Origin of the sequence: Shewanella sp. SM69 (assembly GCF_025653985.1) — a bacterium.
Classification (GTDB): domain Bacteria; phylum Pseudomonadota; class Gammaproteobacteria; order Enterobacterales; family Shewanellaceae; genus Shewanella; species Shewanella oncorhynchi.
Window position 1 is genome coordinate 68,094 of record NZ_JAKKRV010000019.1, and the last position, 25,617, is coordinate 93,710.

Annotated in this window: 24 protein-coding genes and 1 rRNA gene; 20 read left to right on the forward strand and 5 right to left on the reverse strand. The window is 44.2% G+C overall.

The features are described 5' to 3' along the window. Positions 1-122: 122 nt before the first annotated feature. Positions 123-1,676, reverse strand: coding sequence for an oligopeptide:H+ symporter (locus L5M37_RS20345; RefSeq protein WP_131524519.1), 1,554 nt, complete (start codon positions 1,674-1,676; stop codon positions 123-125). A 250-nt stretch (positions 1,677-1,926) separates the two neighbouring features. Between L5M37_RS20345 and mioC the strand changes: the two genes are divergently transcribed. The 14 genes from mioC to L5M37_RS20415 all read left to right on the forward strand — a co-directional run bounded on the left by mioC (position 1,927) and on the right by L5M37_RS20415 (position 14,332). Further along, the gene (gene mioC / locus L5M37_RS20350) at positions 1,927-2,367 is read left to right on the forward strand and encodes an FMN-binding protein MioC (protein ID WP_105250799.1); all 441 of its coding nucleotides are present in this window, start codon (positions 1,927-1,929) and stop codon (positions 2,365-2,367) included. Between the two features lie 439 nt (positions 2,368-2,806). Beyond that, positions 2,807-4,696, forward strand: a complete 1,890-nt coding sequence (mnmG, locus tag L5M37_RS20355) for a tRNA uridine-5-carboxymethylaminomethyl(34) synthesis enzyme MnmG (protein WP_263201715.1) — start codon at positions 2,807-2,809, stop codon at positions 4,694-4,696. 117 nt (positions 4,697-4,813) lie between these two features. After that, positions 4,814-5,434 carry a 16S rRNA (guanine(527)-N(7))-methyltransferase RsmG gene (gene rsmG / locus L5M37_RS20360; RefSeq protein WP_173248472.1) on the forward strand — a complete coding sequence of 207 codons (621 nt, stop codon included), beginning with the start codon at positions 4,814-4,816 and terminating at the stop codon, positions 5,432-5,434. Positions 5,435-5,507: 73 nt separating this feature from the next. After that, positions 5,508-6,296, forward strand: a complete 789-nt coding sequence (locus L5M37_RS20365; protein WP_105250796.1) for a ParA family protein — start codon at positions 5,508-5,510, stop codon at positions 6,294-6,296. Positions 6,297-6,305: 9 nt separating this feature from the next. Continuing rightward, positions 6,306-7,184 (forward strand): ParB/RepB/Spo0J family partition protein, encoded by an 879-nt coding sequence (locus tag L5M37_RS20370; RefSeq protein ID WP_105250795.1) that lies wholly within the window; start codon positions 6,306-6,308, stop codon positions 7,182-7,184. A gap of 225 nt (positions 7,185-7,409) precedes the next feature. Then, positions 7,410-7,793, forward strand: a complete 384-nt coding sequence (locus L5M37_RS20375) for an ATP synthase subunit I (RefSeq protein WP_105250794.1) — start codon at positions 7,410-7,412, stop codon at positions 7,791-7,793. A gap of 12 nt (positions 7,794-7,805) precedes the next feature. Beyond that, complete coding sequence (gene atpB / locus L5M37_RS20380; RefSeq protein WP_105250793.1) at positions 7,806-8,600, forward strand: F0F1 ATP synthase subunit A; 795 nt, start codon at positions 7,806-7,808, stop codon at positions 8,598-8,600. Between the two features lie 64 nt (positions 8,601-8,664). Beyond that, positions 8,665-8,916 carry a F0F1 ATP synthase subunit C gene (gene atpE, locus L5M37_RS20385; protein WP_006083840.1) on the forward strand — a complete coding sequence of 84 codons (252 nt, stop codon included), beginning with the start codon at positions 8,665-8,667 and terminating at the stop codon, positions 8,914-8,916. A 37-nt stretch (positions 8,917-8,953) separates the two neighbouring features. After that, positions 8,954-9,424 carry a F0F1 ATP synthase subunit B gene (gene atpF, locus L5M37_RS20390; RefSeq protein WP_006083841.1) on the forward strand — a complete coding sequence of 157 codons (471 nt, stop codon included), beginning with the start codon at positions 8,954-8,956 and terminating at the stop codon, positions 9,422-9,424. A 15-nt stretch (positions 9,425-9,439) separates the two neighbouring features. Further along, positions 9,440-9,973 carry a F0F1 ATP synthase subunit delta gene (gene atpH / locus L5M37_RS20395; RefSeq protein WP_006083842.1) on the forward strand — a complete coding sequence of 178 codons (534 nt, stop codon included), beginning with the start codon at positions 9,440-9,442 and terminating at the stop codon, positions 9,971-9,973. Between the two features lie 14 nt (positions 9,974-9,987). After that, a complete protein-coding gene (gene atpA, locus L5M37_RS20400; RefSeq protein WP_168827626.1) occupies positions 9,988-11,529 on the forward strand; it encodes a F0F1 ATP synthase subunit alpha in 1,542 nt (513 codons plus the stop codon). Between the two features lie 50 nt (positions 11,530-11,579). Then, positions 11,580-12,440, forward strand: coding sequence for a F0F1 ATP synthase subunit gamma (gene atpG, locus L5M37_RS20405; RefSeq protein WP_006084762.1), 861 nt, complete (start codon positions 11,580-11,582; stop codon positions 12,438-12,440). A gap of 35 nt (positions 12,441-12,475) precedes the next feature. Continuing rightward, entirely contained in the window at positions 12,476-13,867 is a 1,392-nt protein-coding gene (gene atpD / locus L5M37_RS20410) for a F0F1 ATP synthase subunit beta (RefSeq protein WP_105250791.1), read from the forward strand. 36 nt (positions 13,868-13,903) lie between these two features. Next, positions 13,904-14,332: a F0F1 ATP synthase subunit epsilon gene (locus L5M37_RS20415; protein WP_105250790.1), complete on the forward strand. Its 429-nt coding sequence runs from the start codon at positions 13,904-13,906 to the stop codon at positions 14,330-14,332. A gap of 48 nt (positions 14,333-14,380) precedes the next feature. On the opposite strand, the gene L5M37_RS20420 is transcribed toward L5M37_RS20415, so the two are convergent. After that, positions 14,381-14,653, reverse strand: a complete 273-nt coding sequence (locus tag L5M37_RS20420; protein WP_263201721.1) for a hypothetical protein — start codon at positions 14,651-14,653, stop codon at positions 14,381-14,383. A gap of 140 nt (positions 14,654-14,793) precedes the next feature. On the opposite strand from L5M37_RS20420, the gene glmU reads away from it, so the two are divergent. From glmU to glmS, 4 genes are all read left to right on the forward strand, one after another. Beyond that, a complete protein-coding gene (gene glmU / locus L5M37_RS20425) occupies positions 14,794-16,158 on the forward strand; it encodes a bifunctional UDP-N-acetylglucosamine diphosphorylase/glucosamine-1-phosphate N-acetyltransferase GlmU (RefSeq protein WP_263201716.1) in 1,365 nt (454 codons plus the stop codon). Positions 16,159-16,434: 276 nt separating this feature from the next. Next, positions 16,435-18,528, forward strand: coding sequence for a TonB-dependent receptor (locus L5M37_RS20430; RefSeq protein WP_263201717.1), 2,094 nt, complete (start codon positions 16,435-16,437; stop codon positions 18,526-18,528). A gap of 202 nt (positions 18,529-18,730) precedes the next feature. Beyond that, positions 18,731-19,501 (forward strand): DeoR/GlpR family DNA-binding transcription regulator, encoded by a 771-nt coding sequence (locus tag L5M37_RS20435; RefSeq protein ID WP_011791272.1) that lies wholly within the window; start codon positions 18,731-18,733, stop codon positions 19,499-19,501. 44 nt (positions 19,502-19,545) lie between these two features. Next, positions 19,546-21,375 carry a glutamine--fructose-6-phosphate transaminase (isomerizing) gene (gene glmS, locus L5M37_RS20440; RefSeq protein WP_105250786.1) on the forward strand — a complete coding sequence of 610 codons (1,830 nt, stop codon included), beginning with the start codon at positions 19,546-19,548 and terminating at the stop codon, positions 21,373-21,375. Between the two features lie 108 nt (positions 21,376-21,483). On the opposite strand, the gene L5M37_RS20445 is transcribed toward glmS, so the two are convergent. The 3 genes from L5M37_RS20445 to L5M37_RS20455 form a co-directional block, all read right to left on the reverse strand. Then, a complete protein-coding gene (locus tag L5M37_RS20445) occupies positions 21,484-21,687 on the reverse strand; it encodes a DUF2061 domain-containing protein (RefSeq protein ID WP_263201718.1) in 204 nt (67 codons plus the stop codon). Positions 21,688-21,870: 183 nt separating this feature from the next. Continuing rightward, positions 21,871-22,776: a 1,4-dihydroxy-2-naphthoyl-CoA synthase gene (locus L5M37_RS20450; protein ID WP_113941423.1), complete on the reverse strand. Its 906-nt coding sequence runs from the start codon at positions 22,774-22,776 to the stop codon at positions 21,871-21,873. Positions 22,777-22,900: 124 nt separating this feature from the next. Beyond that, a complete protein-coding gene (locus L5M37_RS20455) occupies positions 22,901-23,251 on the reverse strand; it encodes a hypothetical protein (protein ID WP_113941424.1) in 351 nt (116 codons plus the stop codon). 91 nt (positions 23,252-23,342) lie between these two features. On the opposite strand from L5M37_RS20455, the gene ccoG reads away from it, so the two are divergent. Continuing rightward, positions 23,343-24,770 (forward strand): cytochrome c oxidase accessory protein CcoG, encoded by a 1,428-nt coding sequence (ccoG, locus tag L5M37_RS20460; RefSeq protein ID WP_263201719.1) that lies wholly within the window; start codon positions 23,343-23,345, stop codon positions 24,768-24,770. Between the two features lie 615 nt (positions 24,771-25,385). After that, positions 25,386-25,617 (forward strand): 16S ribosomal RNA (locus tag L5M37_RS20465); the annotation flags it as partial.

Sequence of the window (25,617 nt, forward strand, 5' to 3'; positions counted from 1 at the left end):
GAATAGTTTTACATTTTTAGTTTCTGTATCGGAAAATAACTAACCTTAATATTATTTCCATAAAATCAGCCCATACAATATGGGCTGATTTTTTATCTACAACCGAATATTTCCACCCATCCTCATGATTCGACGTGGCGGTAATGATCTTGCATTTGATAGGATCTTGCATAAAGCGCAAACATCAATGCTGCCAAGATGGCAAAACCTGCGAAGAAAAACATCTGAAATGCGGTAATACTGATCCCCGTCTGGGCAATTTGTTCGGTCACAGCCGGACTTTTCACACTGACGTTCGCCAGTAACACCCATAAGTTACCGACGGTCACTGATAAGGTCCAAAAACTCATAATAGTGCCTTTCATGGCTTTAGGCGCTTGGCTGTAGGCAAACTCTAGCCCAGTGGCAGAGACTAATACTTCACCAAAGGTGAGCAAAGCATAGGGCACAATCTGCCAAAATATTGATAATACCGAGCCGCCATCCATCACCAATTGAATGCTACCAACGACTATCCAACTCACGCCCGTGATGGCAATCCCAGCCCCCATTTTACGCAAGGCAGTTAACTTTATCCCCATGCGCTCAATCGCCGGATATAACACAAAGTTATTAAATGGGATCAATAACATAACTAATAATGGGTTTAAAGCTTGCATCATGGCAGGTTCAAACCATTCCGGTTTAGACATGTCATTGGCTTGCAGTATCCATGTGGACGCTTTCTGATCGAACAAAGACCAAAAAGGAGTCACTAACGCAAATAAGATTAAGATCCGTAGTACTGAACGCACCCCATCAACGGCGATATCCGGATGGATCCCCCTAGCGCGTTCGAGTTGCAATGAAGCCCCAGCGCCAACAAATCCCATCACTAGCACTAACGCACAACACAAACCAGCAACGATACCTAAGGTTGGAATATTCACTAAGGCATACGCTGCAGAAATTATCCCAACTAAAGCTAACACTAAACCTATGTTGGCTTGACCAGCGATTTTAGTGAGCAATGCGGTACGAATAACGGGTAAAAAACCATGGGGATTTTTCGGCTCGGGTGGCATATGCACATAACGTTTTCGACCTAACCAGAAGAACACAGTTGCAATAAACATTAAGACACCAGGGATCCCAAATGCGACCGCAGCACCATAATATTTCAATAGTAATGGCATAGATAACGAGGCAAAGAAGGAGCCAAAGTTAATCGTAAAATAAAACAGATCAAACGCTTTCTGCGCCAATGTTTTATTGGTTTGATCAAATTGATCTCCCATAAAGGAAGAAACCAAGGGCTTAATCCCACCCGATCCGAGCGCAATTAAAAATAATCCCGTATAAAACCCTTGAATACTGTGTTCAAAAATAGCGAGAAACGCATGACCAACACAGTAAATCAAGCTTAACCATAAGATAGTATTGTATTTACCGAAAAAACGATCGGCAATCCAACCACCGAGTAACGGGAAAAAATACACTCCAATAACAAAGGAATGGAACACATCCTTAGCCATAGTTCCGCGCAGTTCTTCTGGAATAGACAACAAAAGTGCTGTCATCAAGAATGGGGTAAGAATATTCCGCATACCGTAAAAGCTAAAACGTTCACAAGCTTCACTGGCTATGATGTAAGGAATTTGCCGTGGCCACTGGGGCGCATTTACGGGTGTTGTCATGGATCATCCTATTATAATTATTTGATTTTAAATGAAATTAACTTTTTAAATATATTAATTATGTATCAAGAAGCTAAAGGTAACATGTAAGCGAAACCAACCTTATATAAAGGATGCAAAAACTGCAAAAATCACGTATTGCTTCTGTGGTCCTATCCACATTTCCTTTATGATGAACATAATAATAGCCATTCAGCTATCTATTTAATTGAAATTAGTTTTAAAAACAACAACACACTGAGAAATCATAATGGCAAAGATTGAAGTAATTGTTGGTACAACATTGGGCAGTGCAGAGTATGTTGCCGACGAAATGATGGCCCAATTAACGGAGCAAGGACACCAAGTTCAAGTTCATTTAACCCCAACATTGTGCGAAATAGACACCCATGCACTATGGATTATCGTGTCATCAACTCATGGAGCTGGTGATCTTCCAGATAATATTCAGCCTTTTTTCAACGAAATTACCGAGCAAAAACCGGATCTCAGCCAAGTAAACTTTGCCTTATGTGCAATTGGTGACTCAAGTTACGATACCTTTTGCCAAGGCCCAGAAAAATTAATTTCGGCCATTCAAGACTGCGATGCAAAAGCCTTTGTGGATAAGATCCAGATCGATGTACAGCTTGATCCTGTGCCGGAAGACCCAGCCCTTGCATGGTTAGCACAATGGCAACAGGACATTTAAGATCGCTTATTGGATAAGGTCCCGATCTATGTACAGTTTAGATCCTATTTATCCACAATTTACTTATTTAAAGTATAAACATGTGGATAAGCTATTATTTAGATCTGATCAACCTCTGTACTATTCACAGTCCGATCTGCTTAATGATCCGCCTTGTGGATAAGTAGGCGATCTATCCCCATGTTTAATGACATTAGATCGCGATCAGATCACAGGATCAAGATCGCGCTAATTAATGATTTATATAATGAATTTGGGTTATGCACAGAAAAGCGCGATCCTAATAGTAAACATAATAAGAAGATCTATATAAAGATCTTAAGATCTATTAGTCCGGATCATCTCGATCGAACAGCGTAAAATGATCATTCACCTAAGACGAAGCAAATGCTAAAATGCTCGGCTCGTACTGAGTCTCTTAGCAATTGAAGGTAGTGGCATGCATTTTCATGAACGGTTTGATGTTATTGTTGTTGGTGGTGGTCATGCCGGAACTGAAGCCGCGTTGGCAGCAGCAAGAATGGGATCAAAAACATTATTACTAACGCACAATATCGATACGTTAGGACAAATGTCATGTAATCCAGCGATCGGTGGCATAGGCAAAGGCCATTTAGTGAAAGAAATTGACGCCTTAGGTGGTGCAATGGCAATCGCAACCGATTATGCAGGGATCCAATTTAGAACCTTAAATTCAAGTAAAGGCCCAGCAGTACGAGCAACACGAGCACAGGCTGACCGCGCACTGTATCGTCAAAAAATCCAAAATATATTACAAAACCAACCTAACTTACGTATTTTCCAACAAGCCGTAGATGACTTAATTGTTGAAAATCATCAAGTAGTTGGTGTAGTTACCCAAATGGGTTTAGCTTTTGAATCTCCAGCTGTTGTATTAACAACAGGTACATTCTTAAGCGGCAAAATTCATATAGGCTTAGAAAACTACAGCGGTGGTCGTGCAGGCGATCCACCAGCGATTGCTTTAGCAAATCGATTACGTGAATTACCGATCCGAGTCGGTCGTTTAAAAACAGGTACACCGCCACGTATCGATGCAAACACGATCGATTTTTCTCAAATGGCTGAACAGAAAGGCGATTCTCCGTTACCTGTCATGTCATTTATGGGGGATGTCAGTCATCATCCAAAACAGATTTCTTGCTGGATCACTCACACCAATGAAAAAACCCATGAAATTATTCGTGGTGGTTTAGACAGAAGCCCTATGTATTCAGGCGTCATCGAAGGTATTGGTCCACGTTATTGCCCATCGATTGAAGACAAGATCCACCGCTTTGCGGATAAATCTTCGCATCAGATCTTCATCGAACCAGAAGGTTTAAATACCAATGAGATCTATCCTAATGGGATCTCTACTAGCTTACCTTTCGATGTACAGTTGAATTTAGTACGTTCGATCAAAGGCATGGAAAACGCAGAAATCATGCGTCCAGGTTATGCGATCGAATACGATTATTTCGATCCAAGAGATCTGAAAAACTCATTAGAAACCAAAGCGATCAACGGTTTATTCTTCGCAGGCCAAATAAACGGCACTACAGGTTATGAAGAAGCAGGTGCTCAAGGTTTATTAGCAGGCATGAATGCCTCACTGCAAGTGCAAGGCAAAGAAGCCTGGTGTCCACGCCGTGACGAAGCATATCTTGGAGTACTAGTTGACGATTTATCAACTCTAGGTACCAAAGAACCGTACCGCATGTTTACTAGCCGTGCCGAATACCGTTTGCTACTTCGTGAAGATAACGCTGATATTCGCTTAACGGCAAAAGGTCGCGAATTAGGTTTAGTTGACGACACTCGCTGGGCGGCATTTAGTGAGAAGTTAGAATCGATCGAACTTGAGTTACAACGTTTGCGCGCTCAATGGGTACATCCAAATTCACCTTTGATCCATGCGTTAAACCCACACTTGAATACGCCGCTCTCTCGCGAAGCATCATTTGAAGAATTACTGCGTCGTCCAGAAATGGATTACAGTAAGTTGATGCAGATCGAAGGTTTTGGTCCAGGGCTTGAAGATCCACAGGCGGCTGAGCAAGTTCAGATCCAAGTTAAGTATTCTGGTTATATTCAACGTCAGCAGGAAGAGATCAACAAAGCTGTGCGTAATGAGAACACAGGTTTACCTTTGACGCTCGATTACAAAGAAGTACCAGGCTTGTCGAACGAAGTGATTGCTAAGTTAAATAACCATAAACCAGAAACCATAGGCCAAGCCTCACGGATCTCTGGTATTACGCCTGCGGCTATTTCAATTTTGTTGGTTCACCTCAAAAAGCGTGGCTTATTACGTAAGAGTGCGTAAAAGCTAGCTTAATCGCTGCTTAGGTCATAGAAGGGAAGCATTCAGGCTTCCCTTCATCGTTTTCGGGCTTCATAATAGCCTTCGCGTTCATAATCGTATCTTTGTTGAGGTTGCTCAGTGTTATCTGCCCAGTTAGAGGCTTATTTAGCCGAAATTAATTTGCCCGCCACCGCCGAGCAGAAAAAACAACTAATTGATTTTGTTGGCATGCTCAACAAATGGAATAAAGCCTATAACCTGACATCGGTGAGAGATCCCGAAGCTATGCTGATCCGTCATATCATGGACAGTTTAGTGGTTTCAAAACACCTGCAAGGTGAACGTTTTATCGATGTAGGCACTGGACCGGGTTTACCTGGGATCCCGTTAGCCATTATGAATCCCGATAAACAATTTGTGTTATTGGATAGCTTAGGTAAACGTATTCGTTTTCAAAAACAAGTGTCCTTTGAATTAGGCATACATAACATCAGCTCAGTTGAAAGCCGTGTAGAAGCGTATCAACCGGAGGATAAATTCGACGGTGTATTAAGTCGTGCATTTGCCTCAATCCAAGATATGCTGACTTGGTGCCATCATCTCCCCGCCGAACATGGACAGTTTTATGCACTTAAAGGCCAGTTGAATGATGAAGAGATGCAACATATTCCAAGTGGATTTGTGGTGAAAGAAGTTATCGAGCTTAAGGTGCCTAAACTCGATGAAAAAAGACATTTATTGAAGATAATCAAAGAATAACAGGCTTAAAAGTGATAAATAAATCATTTATAAGCAAGGGCAATAAACCAGCATTTACATACAGGGTGATATTGTGGGTAAAGTGATTGCCGTGGCTAACCAGAAAGGTGGCGTAGGAAAAACAACTACTTGCGTTAACCTCGCCGCTTCGTTAGCAGCAACAAAACGTAAAGTATTATTGATCGATCTCGATCCTCAAGGTAATGCCACCATGGGGAGCGGTGTCGATAAGTATGACGTAGCTAATACAGCCTATGAATTATTGGTTGAAGAAAAATCCTTCGACGAGATCGTCATTAAAAACACTGCGGGTAAGTATGATCTGATCGCCAGTAATGGCGATGTCACTGCGGCAGAAATCAAATTGATGGAGTTTTTTGCCCGTGAGATTCGTTTGCGTAACGCACTCGCACCGATCAAAGATCAATACGATTATATCTTTATCGACTGCCCTCCTTCATTGAACATGTTGACCGTAAACGCTATGTCTGCGGCCGACTCTGTACTCGTGCCTATGCAGTGTGAATATTATGCCCTCGAAGGCTTAACTGCGCTGATTGATACCATCACTAAGCTTGCTGCTATGGTTAATCCTGGACTTGGTATCGAAGGCATTTTACGTACTATGTATGATCCGCGTAATCGTTTGTCTAATGATGTGTCCGATCAGCTAAAACAGCATTTTGGTGACAAAGTCTACCGTACTGTTATCCCACGTAATGTGAGGCTGGCAGAAGCACCAAGTTTTGGAGCGCCTGCTATGTATTACGATAAATCGAGTGCTGGCGCTAAGGCGTATCTAGCGCTTGCGGGTGAAATGATCCGTCGTTCAGAACAACAAACTCAGGCTAAGCAAGCGTAAAGGATCACCATGACGTTAAAGAAAAGAGGATTAGGCAAAGGGTTAGATGCCCTACTGAGTAACAGCCATGCCGCCAGTAAAAAGCACACTGACGAAGCTGATGTTGTCGATAAAAAAGAAGAGCTTATCCATCTCGATTTAGATTTATTACAGCCAGGTAAGTATCAACCTCGTAAAGACATGTCCCCCGAAGCGTTGGAAGAACTGGCACACTCTATCCGCAACCAAGGCATTATTCAGCCTATCGTTGTGAGACAAGTGACGAATAACATGTATGAGATCATTGCGGGTGAACGTCGTTGGCGTGCTGCGCAACTTGCTGGCTTGAATAAAATCCCCTGTATTGTAAAGCAAGTAGCTGATGAAGCCGCTGTTGCTATTGCTTTGATTGAAAACATCCAGCGTGAAGACTTAAATGCTATGGAAGAAGCCATTGCATTGCAACGTTTAATGCAAGAGTTTGAACTGACTCACCAACAGGTTGCCGATGTTGTGGGAAAATCCAGAGCGAGTGTATCTAACTTGTTACGTTTAAACGGCTTAAATGAGCCTGTTAAGCGTCTACTCGAGTATGGCGACATTGATATGGGTCATGCTCGCGCTTTGTTGGCAATTGAGGGAGAAGAACAAACAAATCTTGCGAGATTAGTGGCCGCTAAGGAATTAACCGTTCGCGAAACTGAACGATTAATTAATCAAACCTTAAATCCGCCTAAACAAGCCGAAACTACGACTAAAGATCAAGATGTTTGTCGTTTAGAGCAGCAGTTAATTGAAAGATTAGGTGCCAAGGTTTCGATCGCTCATAGCAGTAAGGGCACGGGTAAAATTGTAATTAACTATCAGAATCTGGCTGAATTAGACGGAATTCTTAGTAAAATTCATTAATGTCTGTAGATTAACAGTTTTTAATGTAAATTTGTGACAGATGCTAATCTTACATTTTAACTCGTTTGGCGCGAGATCACGTTAAAAGTGTTGTTTTTCCTTATCTCAAAGTTGCAATGAAGGCGTGAAAAGGTATACTTTCGCAAGCTTTTTGTGCATCGACATAAATACGGGTATTTGTCATCCGGTCATCGAAACAAAAAGTATGAATGCGGAGAGGATGAATTGAGTAAGGTTTTAGCGCGTCGTGGCCGGTGGTCAGCCTATAAATTGGTGATGATGCAGGCGGCGGTCGCTGGGGGTGCTTCAATTCTCTTTTTCGCCGTGTGGGGAGTTCAGTTTGGCTATTCTGCATTAGCAGGTGGTTCAATCGCTGTGCTCCCTAATTTTGTATTCGCAACCCTCGCTTTCTCCCACACGGGAGCAAGTTCAGCTGCAAAAGTCATAAAGACTTTTTACTGGGGGGAAGCGGTAAAGTTGCTGTTAACCATCGCAATGTTTTCGTTTGTGTTTATCAATCTTAAGGTCGCTTTTATGCCGCTTTTTGTTTGTTATGTGCTGACGCTAATAGTGCATTGGACAGCTCCTTTATACTTCAAGCAAAGTTAAGTGGGATGAATCATGGCTGCAACTGGTGAAGCGTTAACACCGCAGGGCTATATCCAACATCACCTTACCAACTTAAGTGTTGGTGAAGGCTTTTGGACATGGCACATTGATTCGTTGTTCTTTTCGGTTGGTCTTGGTGTTCTGTTCCTGTGGATTTTCCGCAGCGTTGGTAAAAAAGCGACTTCCGGTGTTCCTGGCAAACTGCAATGTTTTGTTGAGATTATCGTCGAGTTCGTAAATAACAGCGTGAAAGAAAGTTTTCATGGTCGCAATGCTCTGATCGCGCCTTTAGCTCTGACCATTTTTGTATGGGTATTCATGATGAACTTCATGGATATGATCCCTGTAGATTGGCTGCCTCACGCAGCAAGTTTAATGGGTATTCCCTATCTAAAAGCGGTTCCGACGACTGACGTTAACATTACCTTTAGCTTAGCTATTGGTGTGTTCGTGCTGATTATTTTTTACAGCATTAAGGTCAAAGGTGTGTCTGGGTTTGTTAAAGAATTGACACTACAGCCCTTTAACCATAAGGCAATGATACCCGTCAACCTCCTATTAGAGACTGTTACTTTGATTGCTAAGCCAATTTCATTGGCATTGCGACTCTTTGGTAACTTGTACGCAGGTGAGTTGATCTTCATCCTTATTGCGCTGATGTATGGTACCAACTTGTTATTATCTACCCTAGGTGTGACTCTGCAACTGGGCTGGTTAATATTCCACATTTTGGTTATCACGCTGCAGGCGTTTATCTTCATGATGTTGACCATTGTTTATTTAAGCATGGCGCATGAAGATCATTAAGGATTGCTGAAGAAATTTTAAACTAAATCATCAACTAATATAGATTTAGATACTGGAGATACAGATGGAAACGATTTTAGGCATGACAGCTATCGCTGTTGCTCTGCTGATTGGTATGGGTGCTCTTGGTACTGCAATCGGTTTCGGCTTATTAGGCGGTAAGTTCTTGGAAGGCGCTGCGCGTCAACCAGAAATGGCTCCTATGCTACAAGTTAAAATGTTCATCGTAGCGGGTCTTCTTGACGCCGTAACTATGATCGGTGTTGGTATCGCATTATTTATGCTATTTACCAACCCACTGGGTGCAATGCTGTAAAAAACGCTTCTGTCTTAACTCTAAATAGGAGGCTGTTGTGAATTTCAACGCTACCCTAATCGGTCAGACGGTCGCCTTTATCATCTTCGTGTGGTTTTGCATGAAGTTTGTATGGCCCCCTTTGATGAATGCCATCGAAGAGCGCCAAAAAAGGATTGCTGACGGTCTAGCTGATGCTGATCGTGCGGTAAAAGACCTGGAGTTGGCACAAGCGAAAGCGACTGACCAACTAAAAGAAGCCAAGGTAACGGCTAATGAAATTATTGAGCAAGCTAACAAGCGTAAAGCTCAAATAGTTGAAGAAGCCAAAACCGAAGCAGACGCTGAGCGTGCTAAAATCATCGCTCAGGGTAAAGCAGAAATTGAAGCTGAACGTAATCGCGTCAAAGAGGATCTGCGTAAGCAGGTTGCTACTCTTGCCATCATGGGTGCTGAGAAGATCCTTGAGCGTTCTATTGATCCAGCCGCCCACAGTGACATAGTTAATAAACTAGTCGCTGAAATTTGATAAGGGAGTTGAGTTATGGCTGAATTAACCACCATCGCTCGCCCTTACGCAAAGGCAGCTTTTGACTTTGCTATTGAACAAGATGCAGTGGATTCTTGGGCTGAAATGCTCACGTTTGCCGCATTGGTGAGTGAAAACGAAACCATGCAACCACTGTTAGCTGGCTCTTTAGCCAGCACTAAGCTCGCAGCACTCTTTATTAGTGTGTGTGGTGAGCAAGTCAATGTGCAAGGTCAGAACCTGATAAAGGTAATGGCTGAAAACGGTCGCTTAAAGGTGCTACCTGCTGTATCTCAGTTATTTACTGAATACCGTAATGAGTGGGCAAAAGAAGTAGAAGCCGATGTGGTTTCTGCAACTGAGTTGAGCTCTGAACAACAACAGCAGATTAGTATTTCTTTAGAGAAACGTCTCGCACGCAAAGTTAAGCTGAATTGTAGCACTGACGCCGCGCTCATCGCCGGTGTAATCATTAAGACAGGAGACCTAGTCATCGATGGCTCGGTCCGCGGTAAGTTATCGCGTCTGTCTGATAAGCTGCAGTCGTAATTGGGAGTTTGAGCATGCAACTGAATTCCACTGAAATCAGCGATCTGATTAAGCAGCGGATCGAGCAGTTCGAAGTCGTTAGCGAATCTCGTAACGAAGGTACTATCGTTGCGGTAAGTGACGGCATCATCCGCATCCACGGCCTAGCCGACGTGATGCAAGGTGAGATGATCGAACTGCCTGGTAACCGTTTTGCAATCGCGTTGAACCTTGAACGTGATTCTGTCGGTGCCGTAGTAATGGGTCCTTATGCTGATTTAGCAGAAGGCGTAAAAGTGAAAACGACTGGCCGTATTCTGGAAGTTCCAGTTGGCCGCGGTCTTCTTGGCCGCGTTGTTAACACTCTAGGTGAGCCAATTGACGGTAAAGGACCTATCGATAACGATGGTTTCTCGCCAATTGAAGTTATCGCACCAGGTGTTATTGAGCGTCAGTCTGTTGATCAACCAGTTCAAACTGGTTATAAAGCCGTTGATGCCATGATCCCTATCGGTCGTGGCCAGCGTGAATTGATCATTGGCGACCGTCAAACTGGTAAAACAGCAATGGCGATCGACGCAATTATCAACCAGAAAAATTCTGGCATTAAATGTGTGTACGTCGCGATTGGCCAAAAGGCTTCTACTATCGCTAACGTAGTACGCAAGCTAGAAGAACACGGTGCTTTAGCTAACACTATCGTTGTTGTTGCAACTGCTTCTGAAGCCGCTGCTCTACAATACTTAGCGCCATATTCTGGTTGTTCTATGGGTGAATACTTCCGTGACCGCGGTGAAGATTCTTTGATCGTATACGATGATTTGTCTAAGCAAGCAGTTGCTTATCGTCAAATTTCGTTACTGCTCAAGCGTCCACCAGGCCGTGAAGCTTACCCAGGTGACGTATTCTATCTACACTCACGTTTATTAGAGCGTGCATCACGCGTTAACGCGATTTATGTAGAAAAGTTCACTAAAGGTGCAGTAACTGGCAAAACTGGTTCTTTAACCGCGCTGCCGATTATTGAAACGCAAGCGGGTGACGTTTCTGCATTCGTACCGACCAACGTAATTTCTATTACCGATGGTCAGATCTTCCTTGAGACCGATCTGTTTAACTCTGGCCTACGTCCAGCGGTTAACCCAGGTATTTCTGTTTCTCGTGTTGGTGGTGCGGCTCAGACTAAGATCATCAAGAAACTGTCTGGTGGTATTCGTACCGCACTAGCACAGTATCGTGAGCTTGCTGCGTTCTCGCAATTTGCATCTGATCTTGACGATGCAACACGTGCTCAGCTTGAGCATGGTGTGCGTGTTACCGAACTGATGAAGCAAAAGCAATATGCTCCTATGAGCGTAGCCGCTCAAGCTGTGTCTATTTTCTCAGCTGAAAAAGGTTACCTGAAGAGTGTTGAGCTGAATAAGGTCGGTAATTTCGAAGCCGCTCTGCTCTCGTTCATGAACAGCGAGCATGCTCCTTTAATGAAGCTTATCAATGATACTGGCGATTATAGCGCTGATATCGAAGCTGAATTAAAAGCTGGCCTCGACAAGTTCGTAGCAACCCAAACCTGGTAACAATGATAGAGGTGTCTTAAGACACCTCAGGTCCAGATTGGAGAGTAGAGATGGCCGGCGCTAAAGAGATTAAAACCAAGATCGCGAGTGTGAAAAACACTCAGAAGATCACGTCCGCCATGGAAATGGTGGCAGCCAGCAAAATGCGCAGAGCGCAGGAACGCATGGCTGCGAGCCGTCCATATGCGGAAAGCATGCGTAAGGTGATCGGTCACGTCGCGCAAGGTTCTCTCGAGTATAAACACCCCTATTTGGAGGTGAGAGAGGCTAAGCGGGTTGGTTACATTGTTGTAGCAACCGACCGTGGCCTTTGTGGTGGTCTGAACGTTAACCTTTTCAAAAAGGTTATTGCAGACGTGAAAAGCTGGAAAGCCCAAGGTGCAGAATTTGAATTTTGCCCTATCGGTGCACGTAGTGTGCAGTTTTTCAAAAACTTCGGTGGACAAGTGTCTGCTCACGCTTCAGGTTTAGGCGATGCTCCAAAGCTCGCTGACTTGATCGGGACAGTCGGTGTCATGCTAGAAGCTTACAACGAAGGCAAGCTGGATCGTCTGTACGTGGTATTTAACAAATTTGTGAATACTATGACGCAGACTCCTGTGATCGAGCAGCTGCTACCTTTGCCTAAATCAGAAGATGATGAAACTGCTCATCGTTGGGATTATATCTACGAGCCAGATCCAAAAGCACTTTTGGATACTTTATTGGTCCGTTATGTAGAATCTCAGGTTTACCAAGGTGTTGTTGAAAACATTGCCTCTGAACAAGCTGCCCGTATGGTGGCAATGAAGTCGGCAACAGACAACGCTGGTGAGCTTATCAACGACTTGCAACTGGTCTATAACAAGGCCCGTCAGGCTGCGATTACGCAGGAACTGTCGGAAATTGTTTCTGGTGCCTCTGCGGTTTAGGTTAGGTAACGAATACAAGTTTTAGAGGATTAATCATGAGCACAGGTACTGTTGTCCAAGTGATTGGCGCGGTTGTGGACGTAGAGTTCCCACAAGATGCCGTACCTCAAGTATATGACGCTCTGAAAATCGTAGGTGAAGGCCCGTGTAATGGTTTGGTGCTGGAAGTTCAGCAACAGCTAGGTGGTGGTGTAGTTCGTACCATCGCTATGGGTTCTTCTGACGGTCTGCGTCGTGGTCTTGAAGTAGTAAACTCAGGTTCACCTATTACTGTTCCTGTTGGTACCGCCACTCTTGGCCGTATCATGAACGTATTAGGCGAGCCTATTGATGAAGCGGGTCCAATCGGTGAAGAAGAGCGTTATGTCATTCACCGTACAGCTCCTTCATACGAAGATCAATCAAGCTCTACTGAACTGTTAGAGACTGGCATCAAGGTTATCGACCTTGTTTGTCCATTCGCTAAGGGCGGTAAAGTCGGTTTGTTCGGTGGTGCGGGTGTTGGTAAAACAGTTAACATGATGGAACTGATTAACAACATCGCTAAAGCCCACTCGGGTCTTTCTGTATTTGCCGGTGTAGGTGAACGTACTCGTGAAGGTAACGACTTCTACTACGAGATGAAAGATTCTGGCGTTCTCGACAAAGTGGCCATGGTTTATGGTCAGATGAACGAGCCTCCAGGTAACCGTTTGCGTGTTGCACTGTCTGGTCTGACTATGGCAGAGAAGTTCCGTGACGAAGGTCGTGACGTACTGTTGTTCGTTGACAACATCTATCGTTATACCTTAGCCGGTACTGAAGTATCTGCACTGTTAGGTCGTATGCCTTCTGCGGTAGGTTATCAACCAACATTGGCTGAAGAGATGGGCGTTCTGCAAGAGCGTATCACTTCAACTAAGACGGGTTCTATTACTTCTGTACAAGCGGTATACGTACCTGCGGATGACTTGACCGATCCGTCACCAGCAACAACCTTCGCTCACTTAGATGCGACTGTTGTACTGTCACGTCAAATTGCTTCTCTGGGTATTTACCCAGCGGTTGACCCATTGGATTCGACTTCACGTCAATTAGATCCATTGGTTGTTGGCCAAGAGCATTATGACGTTGCTAACGGCGTGCAAACTGTACTGCAACGTTACAAAGAGCTGAAAGACATTATTGCGATTCTGGGTATGGATGAATTGTCTGATGAAGACAAGACTGTCGTATTCCGTGCTCGTAAGATTGAGCGTTTCTTATCTCAGCCTTTCTTCGTAGCAGAAGTCTTTACTGGATCTCCTGGTAAGTACGTTTCTCTGAAAGACACTATCCGTGGCTTTAAGGGTATTTTGAACGGTGAGTTTGATCACCTGCCAGAACAAGCGTTCTACATGGTTGGCTCAATCGATGAAGTTATCGAGAAAGCGAACAAAAAGAAATAACTAGGTAGTAATACTTAGTTTTTTAAGGAGAACGGGATGGCAGCCATGACAGTACATCTTGATATTGTAAGCGCAGAGAGCAAAATCTTCTCTGGTCGCGTAGCTTCGCTGCAAGTGACTGGTTCTGAAGGTGAGTTGGGCATAATGCATGGCCACGCTCCTTTGCTTAGTTATATCAAACCTGGCATGGCGCGCATCGTCAAGCAAGACGGCAGTGAAGAAGTGTTTTACCTTTCAGGTGGTATTCTGGAAGTGCAGCCTTCTTCTGTCTCCGTATTGGCTGATGTGGTTATGCGTGCCAAAGATATTGATGAGCAAGCGGCATTAGAAGCTAAGCGTCGTGCAGAAGCCCATATGGCAACTGCTGGCGCTGACTTCAATTATGACGCGGCTATGGTTGAGTTAGCTAAGGCTATGGCTCAATTACGTGTTGTTGAAACCATCAAGAAAAACATTGCCAGATAAGGTTATTGTTTGTGAAAAAAGGCGACCATAGGGTCGCCTTTTTTGTGTCTAAAAATGGGATAGATTGGCATTCTTGAATGCCTTTGATTGACTAGCATCGCTATCTACTTCGCTTTTCGATGTGCTTTCCGTTAAAATTGCGCCACTAATACCAATCGTATTAAATATCTGTTCATTCAGCGGGAGTTCAACGCGCTTTAGACAAGGCGAAGGCTTGAAGGCATAGTGGTGCTCTGTCGAAAGCCTTGAACGCAGTATGAAGCGCGTTGAAACCCGCCCTTTGGGAGCCTCACAGGCATCCCACTCCCGTGTTGCATTGATTTAAAAGGGAATAACCATTTCTGCGTCAATGCGCCTTGGATTGAGATGCCTGTGAGGCTCTGAACTGATTAGATATTTAATGTGATTGGTATACGACCGTAATTTTTCACCCTCTTGGGTATTTGTTCAAGGATATGGTAATGGCATTAAATGTAGTGATCTTAGCGGCTGGCAAGGGAACACGGATGCGCTCTGATCTTCCTAAGGTATTACATCCCATCGCCCATAAGAGCATGGTGCAACATGTCATCGATACCGCTAATAGAGTTGGCAGTGACTCTATTCAGTTAGTCTATGGTTATGGCGCCGACAAGCTACAAGCCTGTTTGGGTGAGCAGCAACTTAACTGGGTATTGCAAACCGAGCAATTAGGCACAGGTCATGCGGTTGCACAGGCTAGCCCACATATCGCCGACAGCGATACAGTGCTTATTCTTTATGGCGATGTGCCGTTGATCCAAACATCAACTCTCGAAGCATTACTCGCCGCCCGTCCTGAAAATGGCGTTGCTATTTTAACAGTGAATTTAGCGAATCCTATGGGTTATGGCCGTATTGTCCGTGAGCAAGGAAAAGTCATTGGAATTATTGAGCAAAAAGATGCGACAGCAGAACAGTTGCTGATCAACGAAATTAACACTGGCATCATGGCGGTTCCGGGTAAACAACTTAAAACTTGGTTGAGCCGTTTATCGAACAATAATGCTCAAGGCGAATATTATCTAACGGATATTATTGCTATGGCGCACGCTGATGGCGTTGTTATTGATACTGCTCAGCCACAATCGGCCATTGAAGTGGAAGGCGCCAATAATCGCGTGCAATTAGCGCAACTTGAACGTGCTTACCAAGCTCGTGAAGCCGAAAAGCTCATGTTGGCGGGGGCGAACCTTCGCGACCCAAGCCGTATCGATATCCGTGGTGAAGTCACTGTTGGTATGGATGTGATGATCGATATCAACGTGATATTCGAAGGCAAAGTGACCTTGGGTAATAATGTCACAATTGGCGCAGGCGCGATTTTAATTGATTGCGAGATTGCCGATGATGCTGAGATCAAGCCTTACTCTATTATCGAAGGTGCTATGCTTGGCGTTGCTGCCAGTGCTGGCCCATTTGCACGTTTACGTCCCGGCGCAGAGCTTAAGCAAGATGCACATATAGGCAACTTTGTTGAAGTGAAAAAAGCGGTGATTGGCGTGGGATCAAAAGCAGGGCACTTAGCCTATTTAGGCGATGCCATCATTGGTGATGGCGTCAACATTGGTGCTGGTACTATTACCTGCAACTATGATGGCGCGAATAAGCATCTTACTGTTATCGAAGATAACGTCTTTGTCGGCTCTGACACTCAGTTGGTGGCTCCAGTGACCATAGGTAAAGGGGCAACTTTAGGGGCCGGTTCAACGATTACCCGTGATGTAGGTGAGAATGAGTTAGTGATCACTCGTGTTAAACAAAAACACCTCACTGGTTGGCAACGTCCAGTGAAAATTAAAAAGTAAGTTTTAAAACTCAACTTAATGTCAAAAAAGCGGCCATGTGCCGCTTTTATCTTTATTGTGTTCAATGTTTTGCACTAAAAAGCCTTTTTATTAAGTAATGCTTAATAATTAAGATTTTCTTCATGTTTTTGTGGTATGGGCAAATTGTTGGTTTTTAAGTTAATTTGATCACTATCACACGCAATTGTAAATTTTCGTAAAGAAGAGAAAATAAAAACACTTCTCATTTATATTGCCTGCAATTCTAAGACGAAAGGTCTATTTGAGGTGTTGGCAATGGTATTTAAATATTCAGTTATAGGTTTAGCTGTAGGCTCGGCATTAATGGCTATGCCGGTTATTGCAGAAGTGGCGAGCGATAAAAATATTGAGCGCATCAATGTGACTGGCCGTACTTTTAACGACTATAAAGTCGGTAGTGCATCGGGTGCCATGCGTGGCGATATCGACTTAATGGATACTCCACAGTCAGTTAATGTTATCCCTGATTTTGTGACTGATGAACAGTTGGCAACCAATCTAGCGGAAGTATTAGTTAATGATTCGAGTGTGACAGCGGGAACCACACGCTGGAACCGTCAAGTCTTCAGTATCCGTGGTTTTGAGATTGATTCGGGTAACGGTTATCTTATTAATGGCCATCAACAATGGTCTCACTACGTACAACCAATTGAAACTTTACAGCAAGTCGAAGTATTGAAAGGTCCTTCGAGCATGTTGTACGGCCAATCTGGCCCTGGTGGTTTAGTTAATATGGTCACTAAAAAACCGACCTATGATTCAATGTTAGATCTTGGTTTTGATACGGATGGCTACGGTTCAACCCGTGCTCAGCTAGATGCGGGCGGCAGTTTAAACGACGCACAAAGCATTCGTTATCGCGGCGTGTTAGTGAAGCAAGATACTAAATACTGGCGTGAATATTCGACCACAGATGAAAACCAAGAGCGTGATCGCTGGTTGGGTTACTTAAACTTAGAATTTGATATCAGTGATGATGTTCTGTTATCGGTTAAGTACGATCACACCCAAGATAAAGCGGGCATAGATGCGGGTGGTTGGTTAGATAAACAAGGTAATGTTATCGGTGAACGTAAAACCGTATGGGATGCACCTTGGGCCTTTACCGATAACACAGTCTCTAACTTAGGTGCCGATCTAACTTGGCAGATGAGTGATGATTGGAAAGTTAAAGTCGGCTATAACGATCAACAATTTAATCGTCAACGTTTTGATTCAGCTCCCCAATATACTGAAGACCCATTCACTAAGGGGTATAGTATCAAACCATTCGATCGTTACGACGATTGGCAGCATAAAACCGCTTATGCCGATTTCACTGGTGAATTTGCGTTGGCGGGAATGCAGCATCAACTGCTGATTGGGGCTAACTATCTCGACTATTTCTATCAGCAACAAATTCACCGTGGGGCAGCTCAAACGGTTATTCCTGGGCAGCCTATTACTCAGCCTGCTCTCGATTACCACACAAAACCCAAAGGTAACGCGAGTACCTATAAGTATTACGGTTTCTACCTGCAGGATTTAATGACGCTTAATGAACAATGGAAGTTACTTGCAGGTGTACGTTACGACGAACAGAAAAAAGATGGTTATGGCGAAAATAGCTATGCCGTATCGCCTAAGTTTGGTGTGATCTACTCGCCAATGAGTAATGGCAATATTTACGTTAACTATTCAAAAAGCTTTACACCACAAGGCGCGGTAAATAACAAATTCGATGTCAACGATGGCCTGAATTTAAAGCCAGAATACGGTATTCAATATGAACTGGGTACTAAGTGGGAATTGTTTGACGATAGCCTGTTATTAACCGCAGCGGTATTCGATATTACGCTCGAAAACATCACAATTTCAGAGAAATTATCTGCACCAATTGGTGATTATACCGATATCACTACTCAGGGTGGTGAACAGAAACATCGTGGCTTTGAAATGGGAGCACAGGGTCAAATCGGTGATAGCTGGTTTGTGACTTCTTCCATGATGTATTTAGATGCAGAGTATCAAACGGGAGATGCCCGTGAAGGTAAAACTCCGATTGATGCCCCTGAGTGGTCGGCCAATATCTGGACCCGTTACGAAGTGACTGACAATTTTGCGATGAACTTCGGTGCTATCTATGTGGGTGAGCGTTTTGCCGATCTCGATAACACTATTACTAAAGATGGTTATGTGCGTTTCGATATAGGTGCAGCCTACACTATGGATATCATGGGCAAAGATGTGAGCCTTCGCGCCAACGTGAGAAACCTCTTCGATACCGATTATATCGATGGTGGTCAGTACAATATGGTCACTATTGGCCAAGACCGTAACTTCAGTGTTGCAGTTGAAGCTAAGTTCTAATACTTATTAGGATTTTTAATCCATTTAAAGCAGTTTATCCCTAAAGGATAAACTGCTTTTTTATGGGCTAATTTCCAAGTTGACTGGCTAGACAGATAAAAAAATTGCTTGGATCATGCAAAAGTGTGTTTCGTATGACTAGCAAAAAAGTTTCGTTTCACTATAATGCACCTTTCGAATCGAAACTTAACTGAAAGGTTTTATGAATAAACGAAACACACAGCAGCGTCGCCACAGCATAATCACCATATTGAACGAACAGGGTGAAGTGAGCGTTGATGAACTGTCGTTACGTTTTGAAACCTCAGAAGTGACAATTCGTAAGGATCTCGCCGCGCTTGAGAAAACGGGTTTATTATTGCGCCGTTACGGTGGCGCCGTGGCGATTCCAGACGAAGTCACTCAACAGTTCTCTGCTAAAATTGCGCCTAATAAACTTTCTATTGCGAAAACCGCCGCGCAGCTGATTAAAGATCACAATCGCATTATTATCGATAGCGGCACTACGACGTCAGGCTTGATTGAACAGCTGAACGATAAGCGTGGGCTGGTGGTCATGACGAATGCGCTACACCTTGCAAATGCCATCCATGAACTCGAAAACGAGCCCACCTTATTGATGACCGGTGGCACTTGGGACCCGCATTCTGAATCCTTTCAAGGTCAAGTCGCCGAGCAAGTGTTGCGTTCATATAATTTCGACCAACTGTTTATCGGTGCCGATGGTATCGATCTTGAACGCGGGACCACCACCTTTAACGAGTTAACAGGTCTAAGCAAAGTGATGGCCGAAGTTTCCCGCGAAGTGATCGTTATGGTCGATTCAGACAAAATCGGCAAGCGGATCCCTAACTTAGAGTTACCGTGGGCCAAGGTCAGTGTGTTGGTCACCGACTCACGTATCGACGAGAGTGCGCTCAAACAAATTTCAGATCAGGGCGTGCGAGTCATGCTAGCGCCCTATGCTCAATAGACAAAATTGCTTAACAACTTCATTTTAATTTATAGGTAAAGACTATGTGTGGAATCGTAGGCGCCGTGGCGCAAAGGGATGTGGCTGAAATTCTGGTAGAAGGCTTACGCCGTTTAGAATATCGCGGATATGACTCTGCAGGCGTTGCCGTTATTCACAATGGTGAACTCAACCGTACGCGCCGCGTTGGCAAAGTACAAGAGTTGTCGGCTGCGCTTGAAACTGACCCATTAGCAGGCGGAACCGGTATCGCGCACACTCGTTGGGCGACTCACGGTGAGCCGAGTGAGCGTAATGCTCATCCGCATTTATCGGAAGGTGATATTGCCGTGGTGCACAACGGTATTATCGAAAACCACAATAAACTGCGCGAAATGCTTAAAGGTTTAGGTTACAACTTTAGTTCAGATACCGATACCGAAGTGATTTGTCACTTAGTGCACCATGAGCTGAAAACCCATAACACTCTACTTGGTGCTGTACAAGCCACAGTTAAACAACTCGAAGGCGCCTATGGCACAGTCGTTATTGACCGTCGTGATAGTGAACGTATGGTTGTTGCTCGCTCTGGTAGTCCATTGGTGATTGGTTTTGGTCTAGGTGAAAACTTTGTCGCTTCAGATCAACTCGCCTTATTACCCGTCACTCGCTCATTTGCTTTCCTAGAAGAAGGTGATGTGGCCGAAGTGACCCGTCGCAGCGTGAGTATTTTCGACTTAAACGGTAATGCCGTTGAGCGTGAAGTCAAAGAATCTGAAATTACCCACGATGCCGGTGACAAAGGCGAATATCGCCACTATATGCTTAAAGAAATTTACGAGCAGCCATTGGCACTGACGCGCACAATTGAAGGTCGTATTGCTAATAAGCAAGTGCTAGACACGGCTTTTGGTGACAACGCTGCTGAGTTTTTAAAAGATATCAAACATGTGCAAATCATCGCCTGTGGTACTAGTTACCATGCGGGCATGGCGGCACGTTACTGGTTAGAAGATTGGGCTGGTGTGTCTTGTAACGTCGAAATTGCCTCTGAATTCCGTTATCGCAAGTCGCACTTATTCCCAAATAGCCTGTTGGTGACGATTTCACAATCGGGTGAAACTGCCGATACCTTAGCGGCCATGCGCTTAGCGAAAGAAATGGGTTACAAAGCCACATTGACGATTTGTAATGCGCCAGGTTCATCACTGGTTCGCGAATCTGACATGGCTTACATGATGAAAGCAGGCGCAGAGATTGGCGTGGCATCGACTAAAGCTTTCACAGTTCAGCTTGCTGGCTTGTTAATGTTGACTGCGGTGATCGGTCGCCACAATGGTATGTCTGATCAAATGCAGGCCCAAATTACTCAAAGCCTACAATCTATGCCAGCAAAAGTGGAACAAGCTTTAGGTTTAGATGCTGCGATTGCTGAACTGGCTGAAGATTTTGCCGATAAACACCATGCATTATTCCTTGGCCGTGGCGATCAATATCCGATTGCGATGGAAGGCGCGTTAAAGCTGAAAGAGATTTCTTATATTCATGCTGAAGCTTATGCCTCTGGCGAATTAAAACACGGCCCACTAGCGCTTATCGATGCCGATATGCCAGTGATTGTCGTTGCGCCAAACAATGAATTGCTCGAAAAACTGAAATCGAATGTTGAAGAAGTGCGTGCCCGTGGCGGCTTAATGTATGTGTTTGCCGATGTAGATGCCGAGTTCGAGTCGGATGACACGATGAAAGTGATCCCTGTGCCACACTGTGACATCTTTATGGCGCCACTGATCTACACTATTCCTTTACAGCTATTGTCGTACCATGTTGCATTAATCAAAGGTACCGACGTGGATCAACCACGTAACTTGGCAAAGTCTGTAACAGTAGAATAAATAGAGATATTTAAATGAAAACCGCCTTTATTGGCGGTTTTTTCATTTAGATTCACGACAAAATGACGATTAACTTACAGTAATAGCAAATGCTGGTGGCTTAACTTTCTATGCTGGAATGGCATCTAGCTCGTGCTGCTTTTTTGCCTCAATGCGTTTCCACACTTTGTCATGGAAGTAAAACACTACAGTGTTAATCGCGGGTTCTACTAAGGCTACTGCGCCACCGACGACTACGCTGCCAGTTAATAAATAGGTTATGGTAAAAGCGACGCTAAAATGCAGTACAGCAAAAGTGAGTGTCTTAGTCATGATCTTGTCCTCTAAATAGGCTCCCAGCGGGAATGCTTAGATGATAACAATTCTCATTAAAATTAAAAGCCGTGTTTTCAGATTAGTTTAAACGGTTTTATCTATTTATCCGTTGTAAAAAACATAAAGCCCTCACGATGGAGGGCTTTGAGCATTTAAACGTAAATTAATACAATTCTAAAATTAGTAGTGCCAAGGGAAGGCTGAAAAATCTTGATCGCGTTTTTCGAGGAAGGCATCGCGTCCTTCCTGTGCTTCGGCGCTCGCATAGGCTAAACGCGTCGCTTCACCGGCAAATAATTGCTGACCGACCATACCATCATCAGTCATGTTGAAGCCGTATTTAAGCATACGCATAGCCGTAGGTGATTTAGAGTTAATCTCTTTCGCCCACATTAATGCTTCGGTTTCTAGCTCTGCATGGGGAACGGATTTATTAACCATACCCATGTCGAAGGCTTCATCAGCGCTGTAGTTAAATCCGCAGAAGAAGATTTCGCGGGCACGTTTTTGACCTATCATCTTGGCGAGATAAGCACTGCCGTAACCTGAGTCGAAGCTCGCAACATCGGGATCGGTTTGTTTAAATATTGCGTGTTCTTTCGAGGCTAAGGTTAAGTCGCACACTACGTGTAAACTATGGCCGCCACCCACCGCCCAGCCCGGCACAACGGCGATGACCACTTTAGGCATAAAGCGGATCAGGCGTTGTACTTCTAATATATGTAAGCGGCCCATTCTGGCTTGATCGGCCTTACCTTCTTCGGCGCCTTCATATTTATAGCCATCTTTGCCGCGAATACGTTGATCGCCACCCGAACAGAACGCCCAGCCACCATCTTTTGCCGAAGGACCGTTACCCGTAAGCAGTACGCAACCCACATCAGACCATTGGCGTGCATGGTCGAGTGCGATAAATAATTCATCAACGGTTTTAGGTCGGAAGGCGTTACGGCACTCTGGGCGATTAATGGCAATGCGTACTGTGCCGTGCGCTTTGGCTCTGTGGTAAGTAATATCGTCGAAATGAAATCCACTGACTTCATCCCATAGGGTGGGATCAAAAATGTCTGATACTTGTTGGGTCATGATTCATAGGCCTTTATGCTGTAATGCCTCAAAGGCTAGGCGGAATCATATATAAGGTCAATCACCTAAGTCTAAACCTTAGCGCTATATAGCAAAATCCCGTTTGCCTATGAGTCTGTAATGATTAAAGGTGATCACATAGATAAAGCTGATTATCTTTGCTAAACACTGGATGTTGAGGTGCCATAGTACCGCAATAGTTAGCCTTAAAGTCGGCAATAGACTCGGGTGTCATTGGAATTTGATTGAAGGCTTCGAGTTCTAATGTGGATAAACGTTCTATTATGTCGGTTCTTACCTTAGCCAGTTTATGGTCGATTTTAATAATTTTTGTTCCTGTCATAGAGTCAACTTTATTCTCTATTTCTTTGATCATCGCCTCAGTCTTTGCAATAGGAACATCTAATTTATCTGTTTCTGTGTATAAGTAATATAAAGCTCCCGCGAGTAGCGCCAATATGATCCAACCTTTCATCTTTTAGTCCAACATAAGTGAATAACCATTAAGAATATGGGTATAATAAGCTAGTTTTCGTCCAATATTAAAGCAGTAAAAGGCTGTAACGATGAACTCAGAATCTAACAACAAGGACTATTCGAAAACCAATCGAATTAAGATTCACCAGCCAGATGCGAGTAAAGCTGATCGCTTTAATCCTCGTAATCGGATTTATGTCCGAGCCATAGACGGTTTGTGGAGTAGCGTACGTCGCCGCATGGGCTGGATCGCCATGTTATTTTTCCTGCTTTTACCTTGGATCCCTTGGGGCGACCGTCAAGCCGTATGGTTTAACTTGGGCGAACAAAAGTTTCACGTCTTCGGTTTAACGATTTGGCCGCAGGACCTCACCTTGCTTGCAGCGTTGTTTATGATCGCTGCCTTCGCTCTGTTTTTTGTGACCACCTATCTTGGCCGTGTTTGGTGTGGATACACTTGCCCCCAAACAGTATGGACCTTTATGTTCATCTGGTTCGAGGAAAAACTTGAAGGCGCACGCAATAAACGCATTAAGTTAGATCAAATGCCATGGAGCTTTGACAAACTCTGGCGTAAAACGGCAAAACATACGGCCTGGCTATTGCTCTCACTGATGACGGCGATGACCTTTGTGTCCTATTTTGTGCCAAGTCGTGAAGTCTATGTCGATGTATTTACACTTAATGCTTCTGGCGGTATCTACTTCTGGGTCGTGTTCTTTACACTTGCCACATACGGCAATGCGGGTTGGATGCGTGAAATCATGTGTATCCACATGTGCCCTTATGCTCGTTTCCAAGCGGCCATGTTCGATAAGAATACTTTTATCGTGGGTTACGATACTCAACGTGGTGAGACCCGTGGTCCGCGCTCACGCAAAGATGACCCTAAAGAGCTAGGGCTTGGCGACTGTATCGACTGTGACTTGTGTGTGCAGGTATGTCCTACGGGAATCGACATTCGTAATGGTCTGCAATATGAGTGTATTAACTGCGGCGCTTGTATCGATGCCTGCGATCAAACCATGGATCGTATGGGGTATGAAAAAGGGCTTATCAGTTATACCACCGAGAACAAGTTAGAAGGAATTAAGCAAAAAGTGCTGCGACCTAAACTTGTCGGTTATGGCGTGGTACTGATAGCGATGATATTAGTCTTTATATACTCCAGTGCGACCATAGCACCTGTGCGTATGGACATCATTCGTGACCGCAACCAGCTCTATAGAGAGAACAATCAAGGTTTGATTGAAAACACCTTCACCTTGAAGATTCTTAATAAGACAGAGCAATCCCACGAATACACTATGAGTGTCGAAGGATTAGACAACTATAAATGGTACGGTCCAACTTCGGTCACTATTGCGGGTGGTGAAGTGTTAACTCTCCCTATTAGTGTCGGTATCGATCCGGTTGAGCTGTCTAGTTCAGTTACTAATATCGAGATAAAAGTGAAAACTCATATCGACGGTGAAGAAGTCGAAGTTGAGCAAGAATCTCGCTTCTTTAGTCCATAGATAACAGTATTTATGATGATCTAGCTGAGCGTGACTCATATAGATTGCCAGACTTAATCGAGATAAAGGGGCTTTTTAGCCCCTTTTTTATACGTATCGTTTGATAAGTAAACGTCTAAACCATTAATCGTTATTTTCCTACAAAAAGCCCTTGCGGACTTTCTCAATCTCCCTATAATGCGCATCCATTGACACGGCAGACGGCGTTAAGCAGCCTGACGTGTTAGGTTGAATTGAGTCGCTTTTAAGCACTTAATTCAAGCGCAGCAAGAAGTTGTAAAAAACTCCTTGACGCGAAACGGGAAATGCGTAAAATGCACGACCCTGAGCTGATGAAGCATCAGCACGACCCGCCGGCAACGGTATGTGGTCAACGCTCTTTAACAAGATAAAACAAGAAATCTGTGTGGACACTCACAGGTGTTGAGTTAATCGAAACTGCTTAACCTTCGGGTTAGCAGTCAAAAATTTAAATCAATGTTTTCAAGTCATTCTCCTTAACGGGAAGGGTGATTGAGTGTTCATAATAATATGTACAGTTTGTTTCTTTAGTTAGAAACAAAAAATCAGAATTCATTGAGCCGCTGAAGTCGCAAGGCGGAAGCAACAAAACTTTAATTGAAGAGTTTGATCATGGCTCAGATTGAACGCTGGCGGCAGGCCTAACACATGCAAGTCGAGCGGCAGCACAAGGGAGTTTACTCCTGAGGTGGCGAGCGGCGGACGGGTGAGTAATGCCTAGGGATCTGCCCAGTCGAGGGGGATAACAGTTGGAAACGACTGCTAATACCGCATACGCCCTACGGGGGAAAGGAGGGGACCTTCGGGCCTTCCGCGATTGGATGAA

Excerpts from the sequence above, each read along its gene's own strand:
- L5M37_RS20445 (WP_263201718.1), bottom strand. The coding sequence starts at position 21,687 with ATGACTAAGACACTCACTTTTGCTGTACTGCATTTTAGCGTCGCTTTT.
- L5M37_RS20435 (WP_011791272.1), top strand. The coding sequence starts at position 18,731 with ATGAATAAACGAAACACACAGCAGCGTCGCCACAGCATAATCACCATA.
- atpE (WP_006083840.1), top strand. The coding sequence starts at position 8,665 with ATGGAAACGATTTTAGGCATGACAGCTATCGCTGTTGCTCTGCTGATT.
- atpH (WP_006083842.1), top strand. The coding sequence starts at position 9,440 with ATGGCTGAATTAACCACCATCGCTCGCCCTTACGCAAAGGCAGCTTTT.
- glmS (WP_105250786.1), top strand. The coding sequence starts at position 19,546 with ATGTGTGGAATCGTAGGCGCCGTGGCGCAAAGGGATGTGGCTGAAATT.
- L5M37_RS20455 (WP_113941424.1), bottom strand. The coding sequence starts at position 23,251 with ATGAAAGGTTGGATCATATTGGCGCTACTCGCGGGAGCTTTATATTAC.
- L5M37_RS20370 (WP_105250795.1), top strand. The coding sequence starts at position 6,306 with ATGACGTTAAAGAAAAGAGGATTAGGCAAAGGGTTAGATGCCCTACTG.
- L5M37_RS20450 (WP_113941423.1), bottom strand. The coding sequence starts at position 22,776 with ATGACCCAACAAGTATCAGACATTTTTGATCCCACCCTATGGGATGAA.
- mnmG (WP_263201715.1), top strand. The coding sequence starts at position 2,807 with ATGCATTTTCATGAACGGTTTGATGTTATTGTTGTTGGTGGTGGTCAT.
- atpG (WP_006084762.1), top strand. The coding sequence starts at position 11,580 with ATGGCCGGCGCTAAAGAGATTAAAACCAAGATCGCGAGTGTGAAAAAC.
- atpA (WP_168827626.1), top strand. The coding sequence starts at position 9,988 with ATGCAACTGAATTCCACTGAAATCAGCGATCTGATTAAGCAGCGGATC.
- L5M37_RS20415 (WP_105250790.1), top strand. The coding sequence starts at position 13,904 with ATGGCAGCCATGACAGTACATCTTGATATTGTAAGCGCAGAGAGCAAA.
- atpB (WP_105250793.1), top strand. The coding sequence starts at position 7,806 with ATGGCTGCAACTGGTGAAGCGTTAACACCGCAGGGCTATATCCAACAT.
- L5M37_RS20345 (WP_131524519.1), bottom strand. The coding sequence starts at position 1,676 with ATGACAACACCCGTAAATGCGCCCCAGTGGCCACGGCAAATTCCTTAC.
- mioC (WP_105250799.1), top strand. The coding sequence starts at position 1,927 with ATGGCAAAGATTGAAGTAATTGTTGGTACAACATTGGGCAGTGCAGAG.
- glmU (WP_263201716.1), top strand. The coding sequence starts at position 14,794 with ATGGCATTAAATGTAGTGATCTTAGCGGCTGGCAAGGGAACACGGATG.
- ccoG (WP_263201719.1), top strand. The coding sequence starts at position 23,343 with ATGAACTCAGAATCTAACAACAAGGACTATTCGAAAACCAATCGAATT.
- atpD (WP_105250791.1), top strand. The coding sequence starts at position 12,476 with ATGAGCACAGGTACTGTTGTCCAAGTGATTGGCGCGGTTGTGGACGTA.
- L5M37_RS20430 (WP_263201717.1), top strand. The coding sequence starts at position 16,435 with ATGGTATTTAAATATTCAGTTATAGGTTTAGCTGTAGGCTCGGCATTA.